We start from the raw sequence: 14,747 nt of genomic DNA on the forward strand, positions 1-14,747 counted from the left end.
GAGTAAGCCGTCTTGAAACTATTGGGGGATTAGCGGCCCATGGCATCACACAACGCTTCTACGTCCTGGAGAACGCGGTCCGGTATTGCTGCTGCCGTTGTTGCAGCAGCCCTGATGCTTGCCGGTTGTGCGGGCGGAGCGCCGGCAGATCCGGGACCGGCATCGTCCACGCCTACCGGGTCACCGACCTCCAGCCCCTCGGCCACCCCAACGCCGACACCCAGCGCCGTGTACAAGCCGGCAGACGCGTCCGGCCCAGCCCAAAACGTCCCCGTACCGGTGCTGCCCGAGGTGGCGAAGACGGAGTCGAAGGAGGGGGCAGAAGCTTTTACGAAATACTGGTTTTCAGTTCTGAGCTATGCCTACGAGACCGGGGACACTGCTGAACTATCGAAGCTTGCTACGCCTGATTGTTCTTTTTGTCGAGGGCTTGTTGACGATATCGAAGCTGCTTGGGCTGACGGCAAATGGGTAGCCGGCGGCAAAATAGAAATTCCTGCTGCAACTGCGAAGCCTTCCAGTGACGGCTCTACACAGGTGATTCTGCAAGTACTGCAGAAAGAGCTTGTCATTCATAACCGTGACGGAAGCCCGTATCAAGATAAGACAGCTGCAACCAACACGGGAAGTGTCGCGATAGTGAAGTTCGTTGATCCAGGATGGGTAGTCGGCGACCTAGGATTGATCCGTTAGCGATGGGTTACATAGGCAAGGTCCTTGCATTCCTCGCCTGCTGCACGGTGCTTTTGACGACGTCTTTCGTTGCTGCCACTGCCGAAGAGGGACCAGACCCGAAGCCAAAGATTGGCGGGGGTTTTATAGACACGGGGCTTCGAATGGGAGCTGACAAGTGGGTACCTCACCCCGACACCGGCGAGTTTAGTCGTGCGGATCCAGGCGCCGTTAATACCGATCCCAACGAGTACAAATACGAGCTCCAGTGCCACCTGGGCGGGGGAGACTTCGATACCCCGTGCCTGGCCAGGCAGATCGAGTGCAAGGACGGGCCTGATGGTGAAGAAGGCATCCCCGTCACCTGGCTCTCGAGACCAAGGGGCGTGCCGGGCGCTGTATGGGCTCATCACTCCGGACCCACATGTTTGTACGATGCAAAGCCGGAGGACTTGCTGCCCCGGATCGCCGCGGACATTCAGCGGCAGTTCGAGAGCCTGCCGGTGAGCGCTGGAACTGTTGTGGCCCAGCCCAGCCCGCACACGTTGAGGGGTGCCGAAACCAACTTCTATGCCGAGGCCGCAGAACAGCAATTCGATGTCACCATGTTCGGGCAGCAGGTCCACATCGTCGCCACCCCCGTCCAGTACACATGGAATTACGGTGACGGGACCGTGTTCGGTCCACAGCCTTCGATGGGCGGGCCGCTCCCGCAGGACCGCTGGGGCGAGGAGACCCGGACAAGCCATGCCTATGGTGCCACGGGTGACTTCCAGGTGGTCCTGACAACCACCTTCCAGGGAACGTACTCGGTCAACGCCGGGCCTCCCTTGCCCATCCCGGGCCAAGGCCAGTTCAGCGCTCCTCCGCAAACCATCAGCGTGTGGCGCTCACTCACCCGCAACTACGCCGACGACTGCAACGCCAACCCCCAAGGCCAGGGCTGCCCCGGCGCCCCGAGGTGATCCCTGCTCCACAGGGCCGGAAAGTGTCGTCCCACGTGCTGTGATCCGTGTCGCAAGCAGGAATAGTTGCACATGGATCCCGGTTAGCCAAGGCAAGACGTCTTCAGCCTTCGAAAGGAACCGCGCATGCTGTTTTCCCCCCTCACCCTCGGCGAACTTGAGCTTCCCAACCGCTTGGTCATGGCGCCTTTGACGAGGCTCCGCGCAGGCGAAGCAGGGGTTCCCGGTCCACTCCTCGCCGAGCACTACCGCCAGCGCGCATCCCTTGGCCTCATCGTCAGTGAAGGAACGTACCCCGCGCCCGCCGGCCGCTCCTACCCCGGCCAGCCCGGCATCGTCACAGAGGAACAGGTGGCCGGCTGGAAGAAGGTCACCGACGCCGTCCACAATGAAGGCGGCCGGATGTTCGCCCAGATCATGCACGGCGGGCGCGTCTCGCACCCGGACATCACCGGCGGCCTGCCGCTGGTGGCCCCCAGCGCCGTCGCCATTGAAGGCGTGGTCCGCACTCCCGAAGGAAAGCAGCCGTACCCGGTGCCCCATGCGCTCACCACGGACGAGCTGCCCATGGTCATCCAGGAATTCGTGAACGCGTCGCTGAACGCCATCGAGGCCGGCTTCGACGGCGTCGAACTGCACTCCGCCAACGGCTATCTGCTGCACGAATTCCTGGCCCCGAACTCGAACGTCCGCGACGACAGCTACGGCGGCTCGCCCGAGAACCGTGCCCGGTTTGTCATCGAGACCGTCAACGCGGTGGTGGCCGCCGTGGGCGCCAACCGTGTTGGCATCCGCATTTCGCCGGAACACAACGTGCAGGGCATCGCCGAAACCGACGCCGCTGACGTCAGGGCCACCTACGAGGTGCTTGTGGACAGCATCGCCCCGCTCAACCTTGCCTACCTGAGCATCCTGCATCACGAGCCCGCGGGTGAACTTGTCCAGGATCTCCGCGTCCGTTTCGGCGGAACCTTCCTGGTCAATACCGGCTTTGGCGTCATCACGACCCGCGACGAAGCTGCCGCCCTGGTAGCAGACGGACATGCCGACGCTGTCGTCGTCGGCCGCCCGGCGATCGCTAACCCGGACCTTGCCCGGCGGTGGAAGGAAAGCCTTCCGCTGAATGAACCGGACCCAACCACGTTCTACGCAGACGGCGCCGAAGGCTACACGGACTACCCCGCCTACCAGAACTAGGCAGGACGCCTTAAACGACGACGGCGGCACCCGCTTGGGTGCCGCCGTCGCTGGCTGCGCGGTGTGCTGTCCCGGCAGCTGGCACCGATGGCCATCCGACGGCCTTCGGCTCACGGTTTGGAAATTTGGCCCGCCGGGTCCTGCGGGATGCCGGCGGTGATCAGATGGTACTCCCATCAAATGGACTTTTACCAGACCCTGATCCGCGGCAACCGCGGATTGTTACAGCAGCGCCTCCCTGCCGGTGCCCTCCTTCATCACAAGCCGGCCGTCCTCGATCGAAACCAGCACGCTTTTCGGCTTGCCGCTGACCTTCGTGATCGCCTTCAGACCCCGGTTGGTAACCTCGACGCCAACCTGCGCGCCCTTCGCCGGCAACTCCACAGACACTTCGTTCGCAATCCCAAGGAGCGGGTTGGTGGACACCCCGGTGTCCCGCCGTGCCTGCTTGCCGTTGACCGTTACCGTGATGTTGGCCTCGTCGAACCCTTCCTGAAAAACGATCAGCAGTTCCCTCATGGTGGCCTCTTCCTCGAGCATTGGGTGCCTGTGACGGCATCTCCACTACAGCACTTTGGAGGCGGGAGCGGAATACCCTTGCCCGGGTCGCGGACGAAACACGCCACCTGGAGCAGCAGTGGAGCCGGACAACGCGGTGAGGCAAGATGTTCTGGTGACTCAACTGCCGCAGGCCCCGTCCGCTCCATCCGTCTCCGCAAAGCCGGATGACGCGCTCTACTCGCAGATCGCCGCTGAGCTGGGGGTCAAAGCATGGCAGGTGAAGGCAGCTGTTGAACTGCTCGACGGCGGGTCCACCGTGCCGTTCATCGCCCGGTACCGCAAGGAAGCCACCGGGACGCTGGACGATACCCAACTCCGTGAGCTCGACGAACGCCTCCGCTATCTCCGTGAACTTGCCGACCGCCGTCGTACCGTCCTGGACGCCATTGAAGCCCAGGGCCAGCTGACCCCGGAGTTGAAAACTGCCGTCCTCGCTGCGGACACGAAGTCCCGGCTTGAGGACATCTACCTGCCGTTCAAGTCGAAACGACGGACCAAAGCGCAGATCGCCCGGGAAGCCGGCCTGGAACCCCTGGCCGATGCGCTGCTCAAACGGCCGGATCTTGACCCGGAACGCGAAGCTGCCAAGTACCTCAACTCCGAGCACGCCATCACCGATGCCGCAGCGGCGCTGGCAGGGGCACGCTCCATCCTGGTTGAGCGGGTGGCCCAGGACCCTGACCTGGCAGCCACACTGCGCGAGCGGCTGTGGACGCAAGGGCGCATGGTGTCCCGTGTGAAGAAGGGGAAGGAGGCTGACGGCCAGAAATTTGCCGACTACTTCGAGTTCGCCCAGGCTCCGGCGGGCATGCCGTCCCACCGCGTGCTCGCCTTGCTGCGCGGGGAAAAAGACGGCGTCCTTGAGCTCGACCTCGCCGAGGCAGATCCAACGGACGACGACGGCCTCGCCTCCGCGCGCTCACGCTACGAGTCGGCAGTGGCCAGGTGCCTTGGGGTTGCAGACCGCGGACGTCCTGCCGACGCCTGGCTGATGCAAACGGCGCAGCTGGCATGGCGGTCGCGTGTCCTCGCCCGCTTGACCGCAGACCTTCGCGGCAGGATGTTTGCCGCGGCCGAGGACGAAGCCGTCCGGGTCTTCGCCGCCAACCTCCGCGATGTGCTTTTGGCTGCCCCGGCAGGGAACCGGGCGACGCTCGGCCTGGACCCCGGGCTCCGCACTGGCGTTAAGGTTGCGGTTGTGGACGGCACAGGCAAAGTGGTGGCCACTGATACGGTCTACCCGCACGCGCCGGCGCGGAAGTGGGACGAAGCACTGGCGACGCTGGTGGGGCTGGCGCGGCAGCACGCCGTCGAACTCGTGGCCATTGGAAACGGCACGGCGTCCAGGGAAACGGACAAGCTCGCGGCCGAACTGATCAAGCTGCTGCCGGAGGTGGACCGCAAGCCGCAGAAGCTCGTGGTCTCCGAAGCGGGCGCATCCGTGTATTCGGCGTCGGCTCTGGCTGCAGCTGAACTGCCGGGGATGGACGTGTCACTTCGCGGCGCAGTCTCTATTGCGCGCCGCCTGCAGGACCCCCTGGCCGAACTGGTGAAGATCGATCCGAAATCGATCGGGGTCGGCCAGTACCAGCACGACGTGACCGCCGCGAAACTGGACCGCAGCCTGGATGCGGTCGTGGAGGACTGCGTGAACGCCGTGGGCGTGGACGTCAACACCGCCTCGCCCGCGCTGCTCAGCCGTGTGGCCGGCGTCGGCCCCTTGCTCAGCGAAAATATTGTGGCTTACCGGAACGAACACGGGCCCTTCGCCAAGCGGACGGACCTGAAGAAAGTACCGCGGCTGGGGGCCAAGGCCTTTGAACAGTGCGCAGGTTTCCTGCGGATCACCGGGGGAGCGGAGCCGCTGGATGCATCGAGTGTTCACCCCGAGTCCTATGCTGTGGCCCGGAAGATTCTGGTGGCTGCCGGTTCGGCGCCGGCCTCTTCGCTGGATCCCCGTGACTTTGTGAACGGTTCGGTCGGGCTGCCCACGGTGCAGGACATTCTGTCCGAGCTGGATAAGCCGGGACGGGACCCGCGTCCTGCGTTTGCTGCTGCAACGTTTTCGGAGGGGGTCGAGAAAATTTCTGACCTCAAGCCCGGGATGGTGCTGGAGGGAACGGTGACCAACGTTGCGGCGTTCGGAGCATTCGTGGATGTGGGCGTCCACCAGGACGGGCTGGTCCATGTCTCGGCCATGGCCAACCGGTTTGTGTCCGACCCCCGCGAAGTGGTCAAGTCCGGGCAGGTGGTCCGCGTCAAAGTGCTGGAGGCGGACCCTGACCGGAAGCGTATCTCGCTGACTCTGCGGCTCGACGACGAGCTTGCCGTTGGCGGGACGGTTTCGAGGCGGGGCGGCAGCTCGCAGGGTCCGGCGCGCGGCAGGGCACAGGGCGGCAAACCCGCGGCGAGCTCGCCAGCGCCGGGTCGTTCCAAGGCGGTGCCGGCTCCGGCGCAGAAGCCCGCCCCGGCAAATACCGCTATGGCTGAGGCCCTGCGAAAAGCTGGCCTGGGGAAGTAAGTTCCTCTTTTGCGGGACTTGTCCGAGTTCAGGTGAGCGAGAGGACGAATGCGAGGACGAACCCGGCTGCAGTGCTGAGGGCAACGGCCGGGCCACCGTGTTCGTAGGCTTCCGGCATCAGGGTATCCGCCAGGGATGCAATCACCGCGCCGGCAGCAAACGCCAAAGGTATTGAAATCGCCTCCGGATCGGTGCCGGAAAGTGGCCCTGCCCCGATGACGACGGCGATGACCAGCAGGGCGGCACAGGCCACCCACAGCCCGATGATGGTCGCGGCTGATCGCCCCTGACTCCGCATGGAGGCCGAGCCAACCAGTGCTTCGGGGAAGTTGGAGACGAAGATCGCTGCCAGAAGCGCAAGTCCTCCTGTTCCTTCTCCCAGCGAGATTCCCAGGGCAAGGTTCTCCGGGACGCCGTCCAGGGTCACAGCAGCGAGCAGTGCCAGGCCGGCGGCTCCGCCTGTCGACGCCGAGGTGGCGCGTTTGTCGCTTGCCGCGGCGTCGGTATCGAGCTTGGCGCTGCCCTGGAACTCGTCCGCCGCGGTGGCCCGTTTCTGGTCTCCGGCCTGTGCCCAGCGGTCCAGCAGAGCGCTCAGGACTGTGAACACCACTGCACCCAGCATCAAGCCGATAGCGGCGCGGAGGATGCCTCCGTGTTCGTAGGCGTCTTCGAACAGTTCGAAGGCCAGGGCGGTGATGAGTGAACCGGCGGCGAAGGCCAACAGCATGGCCAGGAGGCGTTTGGGAAGTTCGAAGCGGACGCCGATGAGTGCACCCAGGACAAGTGCGCTGGATGCTATGACCCCAAACCACAACGACATCACGCGGAAAGTATAGGAGCGTCCGCCTGACGAGGGAATACATGTTTGAAGCTCGCCGTGTGGGCAGACTTTCGGCGCCACGGGGTTTCTGTAAAGGTTGGTTCATGACGTATTTCCTGGAGTACACGATTCCCGCGGCATCCAAAGAGGCTGAGTTCGCATTTCCCCATGATGAGATCAACGCCGGTACCACTGTTCCGTTGTCGGAAACCGGCGCGGAGGTTGTGCATACGCCTGAGCTTCCGGCCAGGACGGGCATCATCGGTGCCACTGTCCCGGAAGCAAAACTGGAAGCTGAACAGCTCATCATTCACAGCCGCGCGTCTGAAGCTTCCCTCTACTTCGACCCCTCCAACTCCCTGCAGTCCGGCGTGGGAACTCTCGTGGCCAGGTTCAGCGAGGGCCGGGGCTGGCAGGACGCCTAGGTCCTCCGGGGTTGGCCCGGGCTGGCCACCAGCCTCGGCCGGCCGAATTGGGTCCGCACCCCGGGCGAGTACAGGACCGATTCGGGCGGGCCAGCCACCGTTATGCCTGCTGAGCTGATGAGCCCATCCTGAAGCTCGTGCAGGTCAGCGCTGTAGAGCAGCCAAGGTTCATGGGTGTTGGGTATGTAGATTGTCCGGCCGTAGAAGTTGCTGTGCAGTCCGAATCTCGCTGTGACATGGAGGGCCAAGGGGTTGTCGGCAACGGTGCCAAGGTCCGGAAGGACGCTGAAGCTGCTGGAGGCTCCCCGTCTGAACCGGGTGACGGAGTACCCACTGGAGCCGGTGTCTCCGGGAGGGGTTCCCCAGGACCGGATGCGGGACCAGACATAGGGGATTCCCGCCGTCCGCGCAGCCAGGACGACGGGCAGCCTGTCTGCGTCGAGGCTCAGGAAAACCACGCCCCTGGTTCCGTCGGGTTCCCGCGAGTAGAGGCGCACATTGACCTCATTGAAGCTGCCCAGGTAGGGAACGGCGGGGCCCCGGCCGATTCCGGCTCCCTTCATGCGAAAACCTATGAGGCCCACCCATGAAGAACCGTCAAAGACATCGGGCTCCACCCCAGCCGGCATGAACCGGGCCGCGATAAATTCCGGTATCCGCCAATGAAGGAAAATCGCATCCAGCCAGTGCTGGTCCATGATGGCGGGCAGCGGCAGTTCGGGCGGTTCCGGCCAGGGGGCTGCGGCCCGAAGGTGCTTGTCCACGGTTGAAGCCTAACTGAGGCCACAGGCAAGCAACCCCGGAACATTGTCATTCTTTTGGTGGTGGGGGTGGTTGAAGTAGTGGTGGTGGTGGGTCTGCCGTGTGACCAGTAGGTGATGTGGTGGCTTCGCCCCAAGGTGCGGGGATGATGCCGGCGTCGTACGTTTTGAAGCCTGCGGAATACTCTGCCAAAGGGGTCTGGCAATAAGTCGGGGACCAGGGCTGAAACCGGACTTAGCCGGCAGGCGTTTCCGCAGGTTTGGCGGACTCGCGGCCTTCCTTCTGCCACGGCCAGCGGCCCGTGATTTCCAGCTCAAGCGAGAAACTGAGGAAAGTACGGATGAGCACGATGACGGCCAGAACCCCGACGCTTTCATAGGTGGGGGTGACAGCGACGGTTTTGATGATGTCGGCGGCAACCAGCAGTTCAAGCCCCAGCAGGATGGACCTGCCCAGCAATTGCCGGTACGAGCGGTAGAAGCCGAGCTTTTCGGCACCGGCGGGAAGGCTGCGGGGCTGGTGCCCGCGAAGCGCCAGCGGGATGGAAATGAGCGCCCCGATTACCATGACCGCCACTCCGGCAAAGTCGACGAACTCTCCCACCGTCTCAATGATGTGCCGAAAATCCATGGCTTATGCCTTCCTCTGCGCCCCAACCCAACAAGCAGCCAGCCTAAGCGCTGATCCCGGTGTCCTGCCTGCAGCTATGGATGCCGTACCCCGTTGCCGGCAAGAATGTCGCGGTAACCTTCCTCGAACGAGGGGAATGTGAACTCAAAGCCGGTGCCGCGCAGTAGCCTGTTGTGGCAGCGCTTGTTGCCGCCCCGTGCAGGCCCGGCGTCACCCACGGGGGGCTCAGCGAGGCCCATTTCCGCTGCGAGGAAGCGCAGGACGCTGCCGAGGTCTGCGGGGTGGTCATCCACGCCAGCGTAGATCGGGGCCGGCTGTTGAGGCATGGTGGCCAAGTGGACTATGGCTGCTGCTGCGTCGTCGCGATGGATCCGGTTGGTGTACCGGACATCCTCCGGAATGACAGCGGTGCCGCTGCGGACCTGGTCGATCAACCTGGTCCGTCCCGGCCCGTAGATTCCGCCCAGCCGGAGGGACGTTGCCACAGTTGCCGTTCCACTGAACCTGGCCTGAAGCAGCTGTTCGGTTTCCACCAGGACACGGCCTGAGAATCCGCCCGGCGCCGGCGGGGCACTTTCGTCCACCCAGCCGCCGCCGGCGTCCCCGTAAACCGCCGTCGAGGAGACAAAGAGCACCCGGTCAGGCTCTACCCGGTCACGTTCCAGTGCGTCCAGGACATGACGTACTCCGTCCAGGTACGCGGCCCGGTAGGCGTCCTCCGAGGGCGAATCAGCAGCGACCGCTATGACGACGGCGGAGGTATCGGCGGGAATTGGCGGCAGGTTGGGTGCGCTCAGGTCCGCCGCCACGCCTTCGATGGCCGCCGGCAGCTTGGCAGGGGAGCGGCGCCAGCCCACCACGCGGTGGCCCAGGGCATGGAACCTCAGCCCGGCTTCGGTTCCAAGGTCGCCGCAGCCGGCGAGGAGGATGGTCATGGGTTACGGGGCCTCCACCGGGAAGAACACGCGCGGGTCCTGCAGGAGGGCGGGGTAGGTGAATGCGGAGCGGTCGATGATTTCCGTGACGGTAAAGTTCCGGCCGAACCTGCCGTCCTCCAGCGTGATGGGCCGGCCCACAACCTGTCCGACGGCGAACTTTGAACCGTGCTCGAACGGGACTGCAACAGGCGTTTTTCCCGGGAGGGTCGAGAACGCTTCCTCCTGCGCCAGACGCTTGCGCGTGGGTTTCTTCACCTGCTGCTTCGGCGGTGCTTTCCTGGACTGCTTTGACGGCCGGCGGGATGACTCCTCAACATAGACCGGTGAGTAGTCGTCGTCCTCAGCAGGCACGGCAGCCGTAAAGCCGTTCACCGGAGGAAGTGACACGGTATCCAGCGTCTGGGGATCGACGTCGTCATGCGGGTCACGGAGGATCCACAGGATGTCACCCTCGGGTTCCTGCGGCAGGAACTCGTGCCTGGGCTCAGGCCAGATGTAGTCCATTTCCGGAATGGCGTCCGTGAAGACCGGGGTGTAGAACTTGGGTTCCTTGCGCACCAGCTTGGAGCGGTGGCTCAGGTGGAAGTCAGGGTCGCCAAGCCACGGGGGCATTGGAATCTTTGCCGCATAGTCCGGGTGGGCCGCCTGCGGGGCGAACTCAGTGATGTTCGCCCGGGTGTTGTCCGGGTGGCCGCGCTTGGTCCATTCGTCAACCATCGCCAGCCCGTACATGGTGAGGGCAGGCACGTACCCCATCCACATCCGGATGGCCGGGTGCGTCTGCCAGCCGTATCCAGGAATCACCAGGGCACGCAGCGTCTGCAGCGCCTCAACACGCTGCTTGCCCAGCCTGGCGGTGTCCAAGGCGGCGGCGCTCTGCCGGAAATCAGGGTACGGAAGGAAGGTTTGCATCCCTTCAGTCTGACGGCACCCGGCGGATGTGCCAATTGCAGTGCCACGGGCCACAGACACAGCTCCAAAATGTTCACATAGTGGACCCATGCATACGCGGGTGTTCTCTACCCACTAGGATCACCGCAACCACCCCAGCGTCTTGGAAGCCCCCTCATGACATCAACACCTGAAAAAATCACCGGAACCGCCCCCGTTTTCCTGCCCCGTTACGGGCAGATGCTGAGTCCGGAAGCAAAGGGCATCCTTGTCCTTGACGAATTCACCATCGATCCCGCTGCAGCCCTGAAGGAACAGCACCGGTTCCGCGATGGCATGGCCGCCGTCGCCCTGACAATGCGGCGCATCGCAGCCCTCCGCATCGTGATTGCCATCGTTGCCATCGGCAACCTGCCCCTGTTCCTGCTTTCCAGCGGCTGGTGGATCTACGGGGTTTCGCTCACCCTTGTGGTCGCCGTCCACGCCGCCGTCAGCTGGCTGAACCGGCACGAACCGCGGCTCAAACAGCGCTCGGCCCTCGAACTGCACAGGGACCGGGAAAGCAGCGCAAACTACCGCAAGGTCCGTGATGCGGTGAAGTACATGATCGACACCCCCGGCCGCATGAACGAGCACCTCTACCTGGAACTGCTCGCCGTCAAGCGCGTCGCCCTCAACCTGGCGCACGGCACTGTTGCGCTGCTGGACACCAGCGACGACTCCGCCTGGAAAGTGCGGATCGTGCGGGAGATACCGTCCGCGGCATAGCCCCTTCCGGGCAACGGCTCAGCAGGATTTAAAGAACGACGCCGGCACCTCCCTTGTGGGGCGTGCCGGCGTCGTTTCTGGTCAACGGAATTTGTCTATCGCCGACCTGTTATGGGTGCCCGGAGGACAATTGCCCCGCAGTCTCGAAGCCTTTAGGCCGGGAGCTGAATGACCTGGCCAGCAAAGACGAGGTTGGGATCTGCAATGGTGTCCAGGTTGGCGTCAGCAAGATGCTGCCAACCGCCTGCGATGCCCAGCTTCTCGGCCACCTTGCTGAGGGTGTCGCCGGCCTGCAGCGTGTAGGTCTCGCCGCTCAGGGCAACAGCCTTCACGTGCTTCGCAACGGGAGCCTGGGCAACCGGAGCGCTCTGCTGGACGGGTGCGGCCTGGGCGGGTGCGGCCTGGACGGGCGCCGCCTGGACCGGGGCGGCCTGGACGGGCGCGGCCTGTACCGGAGCGCTCTGGACTGCTCCGGTGGCGCCGCCGCTCAGGCCCAGCTTGGCGGAGCAGGCGGGCCAGGCGCCCCAGCCCTGTGCTGCCTGAACGTTCTGGGCTACGGCAATCTGCTGCTCGCGGCTCGCATCCGCGGCTGAGCCCGTGCCGCCGAAGGCAGCCCACGTGGTGGGGCTGAACTGGAGGCCGCCGGCGTAGCCGTTGCCGGTGTTGATTGCCCAGTTGCCGCCACTCTCGCACTGTGCCAGGGCATCCCAGGTGGACGTGGGGGTGGTTGCGTTGGCCGCGGTGGCGGAGAGGGCAAGGCCTGCCGCGGAGATGGCGGCTACGGTGACTCCGCGGCGCGCGGCAGTACGGAATTTGGTGTTTTTCATGATGGTAATGCTCCTGAAGGCCACCTGCGCTGCTTCCGTCCCCGGACATCATCGCGCCACTGCCCGACCCTGACGAAATAGAGGTCAATTTCGGTGGCTGCCTGCTGGGCAGTTGTGGTGGAGGCAGCACCGGGCACTCATGGGCCCGCCGGCAGCGGGCATGCCCTCACGCTAGAACATCATGCCGCCGTTATCAAATCGAGACATTTCTGGGCGTCAGCTGGTGGTTCCCTGACCGAGGGCCGCTGCAAGGTAGGAAGCGGTCCGGCTGTCCGTTGCCTGGGCGACAGCGGAAGGCGTCCCGGCTGCCATGATCCGCCCGCCTTTGTCACCGCCTGCGGGCCCCAGGTCGATCACCCAGTCGGCGCCGGCAACTACCGCCATATCGTGCTCAACCACCACCACGGAATTCCCTGCATCCACGAGTCCTTGGAGCTGGGCCATCAGGAGCTGCACGTCGGCAGGGTGCAGACCGGTGGTGGGTTCGTCGAGAAGGTAGAGGCTGTGGCCGCGCTGGGCCCGTTGCAGCTCCGTGGCCAGCTTGATGCGCTGGGCTTCACCGCCGGAGAGCTCGGTGGCCGGCTGCCCGAGCCGAAGGTAGCCAAGGCCAACATCCTTGAGGCTCTTCAGGCTCCTTGCCGCGGCGGGGACGCCGGCCAGGAATTCGGCGGCGGCGTCAACGGTGAGGGCCAGGACCTCGGCCACGTTCAGGCCGCGGTACTCCACTTCAAGCGTCTCGGGGTTGTAGCGGGATCCTGCGCACTCCGGGCAGGGTCCGTAACTGCCGGGCAGGAAGAGCAGTTCGACGGCGACAAACCCCTCGCCCTGGCAGGTTTCGCAGCGCCCGCCTGCCACGTTGAAGGAGAATCTGCCGGCACCGAAGCGGCGTGCTTTGGCTTGTTCCGTGGCAGCGAATTCCTTGCGCACGGCATCGAACAGCCCTGTGTACGTGGCCAGGTTGGAACGCGGAGTCCTTCCGATCGGCTTATGGTCCACCGTGACCAGCCGGTCGATCCGGTGGTTGCCCAGGACGCTTCCCAGCTTCAGGGGCTCTGCCGGTTCATCCTGCTCCGCCGGCGCCTTGAGGCCGGAACCCACCACCTCGCCCAGTACTTTGCTGACAAGGGTGGACTTTCCGGAGCCGGAAACACCGGTGACGGCAGTCAACACGCCCAAGGGGAAAGCGGCATCGAGCCCCCGCAGGTTGTGCCGCGTGATGTTCTTCAACTCCAGCCACTCCTGCGGCTCCCTGGCCGGGGCGGTACCGGCGCCGCCACGCTGAACGGAGCCGCCGTCGTCGAACAGGAAGGGCCTGGTGACGGATGACTTGATCCCGGCCAGGCCGTCAACCGGTCCGCTGTAGAGAACCTCGCCGCCGCCTTCGCCCGCGCGCGGCCCCACGTCCACCAGCCAGTCCGCCCGGCGGACCACGTCCATGTTGTGTTCCACCACGAACACTGAGTTGCCGGACGATTTCAGCTGCTCCAGCACCTCAAGGAGGGGTTCGGCGTCGGCCGGATGGAGCCCGGCTGAGGGCTCATCCAGCACGTAGATCACGCCGAACAAACCGGAACGCAGCTGCGTGGCAATTCGGAGCCGTTGCATTTCGCCGGGTGAGAGGGTGGGAGTTGCCCGGCCAAGCGCCAGATAGCCGAGCCCGAGGTCAAGCAGGACAGTGATGCGCTGGAGCAGGTCCCGGGTGATGGCCACCGCCACTTCGTTGGTCTCTCCGGAAAGCTGCGTGCGGGAGGCCGTGCCGGCGTCGTCCAACGCCGCGGTGGGGCGGACAACCTCGGCAAGCTCCACCATGGGAAGCCGGTTCAGCTCAGCGATGGTCCTTCCTGCGAAGGTGACGGCCAGGGCCTCCGGCGTCAGCCCGGTGCCCGAGCAGCGCGGACACGGTCCGGACTCCATGTACGCCAGCACGCGTTCGCGCATGGAGGCGCTCTGCGAATCGGCCAGCGTATGGAGGACATAACTTTTGGCGCTCCAGAACCGCCCCTTGTACGGTTTGGCCACGCGGTCCCGCTGCGGAGTCACCTCCACCACGGGCTGTTCCTCCGTGAACAGGATCCAGTCGCGATGTTTCCTGGGCAGCTTGCGCCACGGAGTATCGACGTCGTAGCCCAGGTGGGTGAGGATGTCCCGCAGGTTTTTCCCCTGCCAGGCGCCGGGCCAGGCGGCGATGGCACCGTCCCGGATTGTGAGCGACGGGTCCGGGACCAGCGACGCCTCGGTGACCGTGTGGGCGATGCCCAGGCCGTGGCATTCCCTGCAGGCGCCCGCGGCGGTGTTGGGGGAGAAGGCATCCGAATCGAGTGGGGTGCTGCCGGCGGGATAAGTGCCTGCCCTGGAGAACAGCATGCGCAGCGAGTTGGAGAGCGTAGTGACTGTCCCCACCGTTGACCTGCTGCTGGGAGCGCCGCGGCGCTGTTGAAGCGCGACGGCGGGCGGCAGTCCGCTGATCAGCTCCACCTTGGGATTGTGCCCCTGCTGGATGAGGCGGCGGGCGTAGGGCGCCACGGATTCGAAGTAGCGCCGCTGGGCCTCGGCATAAATGGTCCCGAACGCCAGGGATGACTTGCCGGAGCCTGAGACGCCGGTGAAGGCCACGATCGCATCGCGGGGGACATCAACATCCACGTTGCGGAGATTGTTTTCCCGGGCGCCCCTGACCCGGACAAAACCGTCTGCCGCCTGGGCTTGAGCCGGGTACTGCAGGTCATCAGCGTGCTTAGCGTTCTGCATTGGTTCGACTCTAGTGGCGATT

At 64.7% G+C, this 14,747-nt stretch carries 14 protein-coding genes; 6 read left to right on the plus strand and 8 right to left on the minus strand.

Translation table 11 applies throughout. The annotated features are described in order from the left end of the window. Nucleotides 1-228 precede the first annotated feature (228 nt). The 3 genes from CXX84_RS15340 (at nucleotide 229) to CXX84_RS15350 (ending at nucleotide 2,834) form a co-directional block, all read left to right on the plus strand. On the plus strand, nucleotides 229-693 hold the full coding sequence (locus tag CXX84_RS15340; RefSeq protein WP_223253111.1) for a DUF6318 family protein: 465 nt from the start codon (nucleotides 229-231) through the stop codon (nucleotides 691-693). Nucleotides 694-836: 143 nt separating this feature from the next. Further along, entirely contained in the window at nucleotides 837-1,637 is an 801-nt protein-coding gene (locus CXX84_RS15345) for a hypothetical protein (RefSeq protein ID WP_102977627.1), read from the plus strand. A 126-nt stretch (nucleotides 1,638-1,763) separates the two neighbouring features. Next, entirely contained in the window at nucleotides 1,764-2,834 is a 1,071-nt protein-coding gene (locus CXX84_RS15350) for an alkene reductase (RefSeq protein WP_102977587.1), read from the plus strand. A 222-nt stretch (nucleotides 2,835-3,056) separates the two neighbouring features. Here the strand turns inward: CXX84_RS15350 and CXX84_RS15355 are convergent, their stop codons facing one another. Next, nucleotides 3,057-3,374, minus strand: coding sequence for a hypothetical protein (locus tag CXX84_RS15355; RefSeq protein ID WP_102977588.1), 318 nt, complete (start codon nucleotides 3,372-3,374; stop codon nucleotides 3,057-3,059). A gap of 133 nt (nucleotides 3,375-3,507) precedes the next feature. On the opposite strand from CXX84_RS15355, the gene CXX84_RS15360 reads away from it, so the two are divergent. Continuing rightward, nucleotides 3,508-5,916, plus strand: a complete 2,409-nt coding sequence (locus CXX84_RS15360; protein ID WP_102977628.1) for a Tex family protein — start codon at nucleotides 3,508-3,510, stop codon at nucleotides 5,914-5,916. Nucleotides 5,917-5,944: 28 nt separating this feature from the next. Here the strand turns inward: CXX84_RS15360 and CXX84_RS15365 are convergent, their stop codons facing one another. Continuing rightward, the gene (locus CXX84_RS15365) at nucleotides 5,945-6,736 is read right to left on the minus strand and encodes a ZIP family metal transporter (protein ID WP_102977589.1); all 792 of its coding nucleotides are present in this window, start codon (nucleotides 6,734-6,736) and stop codon (nucleotides 5,945-5,947) included. A gap of 104 nt (nucleotides 6,737-6,840) precedes the next feature. Between CXX84_RS15365 and CXX84_RS15370 the strand changes: the two genes are divergently transcribed. Further along, nucleotides 6,841-7,161, plus strand: a complete 321-nt coding sequence (locus tag CXX84_RS15370) for a hypothetical protein (RefSeq protein WP_102977590.1) — start codon at nucleotides 6,841-6,843, stop codon at nucleotides 7,159-7,161. On the opposite strand, the gene CXX84_RS15375 is transcribed toward CXX84_RS15370, so the two are convergent. From CXX84_RS15375 to CXX84_RS15390, 4 genes are all read right to left on the minus strand, one after another. Next, nucleotides 7,158-7,925: a YqjF family protein gene (locus CXX84_RS15375; protein ID WP_223253112.1), complete on the minus strand. Its 768-nt coding sequence runs from the start codon at nucleotides 7,923-7,925 to the stop codon at nucleotides 7,158-7,160. The two genes, CXX84_RS15370 and CXX84_RS15375, sit on opposite strands and share 4 nt — an antisense overlap. A gap of 232 nt (nucleotides 7,926-8,157) precedes the next feature. Then, entirely contained in the window at nucleotides 8,158-8,553 is a 396-nt protein-coding gene (locus CXX84_RS15380; protein WP_102977591.1) for a DUF1622 domain-containing protein, read from the minus strand. A 74-nt stretch (nucleotides 8,554-8,627) separates the two neighbouring features. Further along, a complete protein-coding gene (locus CXX84_RS15385; protein ID WP_102977592.1) occupies nucleotides 8,628-9,488 on the minus strand; it encodes an SDR family oxidoreductase in 861 nt (286 codons plus the stop codon). Between the two features lie 3 nt (nucleotides 9,489-9,491). Then, entirely contained in the window at nucleotides 9,492-10,403 is a 912-nt protein-coding gene (locus CXX84_RS15390) for an MSMEG_6728 family protein (protein ID WP_102977593.1), read from the minus strand. 156 nt (nucleotides 10,404-10,559) lie between these two features. Here CXX84_RS15390 and CXX84_RS15395 point away from each other — a divergent pair, with 156 nt between their 5' ends. Next, complete coding sequence (locus CXX84_RS15395; protein ID WP_102977594.1) at nucleotides 10,560-11,150, plus strand: hypothetical protein; 591 nt, start codon at nucleotides 10,560-10,562, stop codon at nucleotides 11,148-11,150. A 152-nt stretch (nucleotides 11,151-11,302) separates the two neighbouring features. Here the strand turns inward: CXX84_RS15395 and CXX84_RS15400 are convergent, their stop codons facing one another. Both CXX84_RS15400 and CXX84_RS15405 read right to left on the minus strand, forming a co-directional pair. Next, nucleotides 11,303-11,977 carry a transglycosylase family protein gene (locus tag CXX84_RS15400; RefSeq protein ID WP_102977630.1) on the minus strand — a complete coding sequence of 225 codons (675 nt, stop codon included), beginning with the start codon at nucleotides 11,975-11,977 and terminating at the stop codon, nucleotides 11,303-11,305. Nucleotides 11,978-12,193: 216 nt separating this feature from the next. Further along, nucleotides 12,194-14,725 (minus strand): excinuclease ABC subunit UvrA, encoded by a 2,532-nt coding sequence (locus CXX84_RS15405; RefSeq protein WP_102977595.1) that lies wholly within the window; start codon nucleotides 14,723-14,725, stop codon nucleotides 12,194-12,196. Nucleotides 14,726-14,747: the final 22 nt, after the last annotated feature.

The organism is Arthrobacter sp. AFG7.2, assembly GCF_002892835.1.
GTDB lineage: Bacteria > Actinomycetota > Actinomycetes > Actinomycetales > Micrococcaceae > Arthrobacter.

Coding starts and splice junctions, on each gene's coding strand:
- CXX84_RS15345 (WP_102977627.1), top strand. CDS start 837: ATGGGAGCTGACAAGTGGGTACCTCACCCCGACACCGGCGAGTTTAGT.
- CXX84_RS15350 (WP_102977587.1), top strand. CDS start 1,764: ATGCTGTTTTCCCCCCTCACCCTCGGCGAACTTGAGCTTCCCAACCGC.
- CXX84_RS15355 (WP_102977588.1), bottom strand. CDS start 3,374: ATGCTCGAGGAAGAGGCCACCATGAGGGAACTGCTGATCGTTTTTCAG.
- CXX84_RS15365 (WP_102977589.1), bottom strand. CDS start 6,736: ATGTCGTTGTGGTTTGGGGTCATAGCATCCAGCGCACTTGTCCTGGGT.
- CXX84_RS15370 (WP_102977590.1), top strand. CDS start 6,841: ATGACGTATTTCCTGGAGTACACGATTCCCGCGGCATCCAAAGAGGCT.
- CXX84_RS15380 (WP_102977591.1), bottom strand. CDS start 8,553: ATGGATTTTCGGCACATCATTGAGACGGTGGGAGAGTTCGTCGACTTT.
- CXX84_RS15385 (WP_102977592.1), bottom strand. CDS start 9,488: ATGACCATCCTCCTCGCCGGCTGCGGCGACCTTGGAACCGAAGCCGGG.
- CXX84_RS15390 (WP_102977593.1), bottom strand. CDS start 10,403: ATGCAAACCTTCCTTCCGTACCCTGATTTCCGGCAGAGCGCCGCCGCC.
- CXX84_RS15395 (WP_102977594.1), top strand. CDS start 10,560: ATGACATCAACACCTGAAAAAATCACCGGAACCGCCCCCGTTTTCCTG.
- CXX84_RS15400 (WP_102977630.1), bottom strand. CDS start 11,977: ATGAAAAACACCAAATTCCGTACTGCCGCGCGCCGCGGAGTCACCGTA.
- CXX84_RS15405 (WP_102977595.1), bottom strand. CDS start 14,725: ATGCAGAACGCTAAGCACGCTGATGACCTGCAGTACCCGGCTCAAGCC.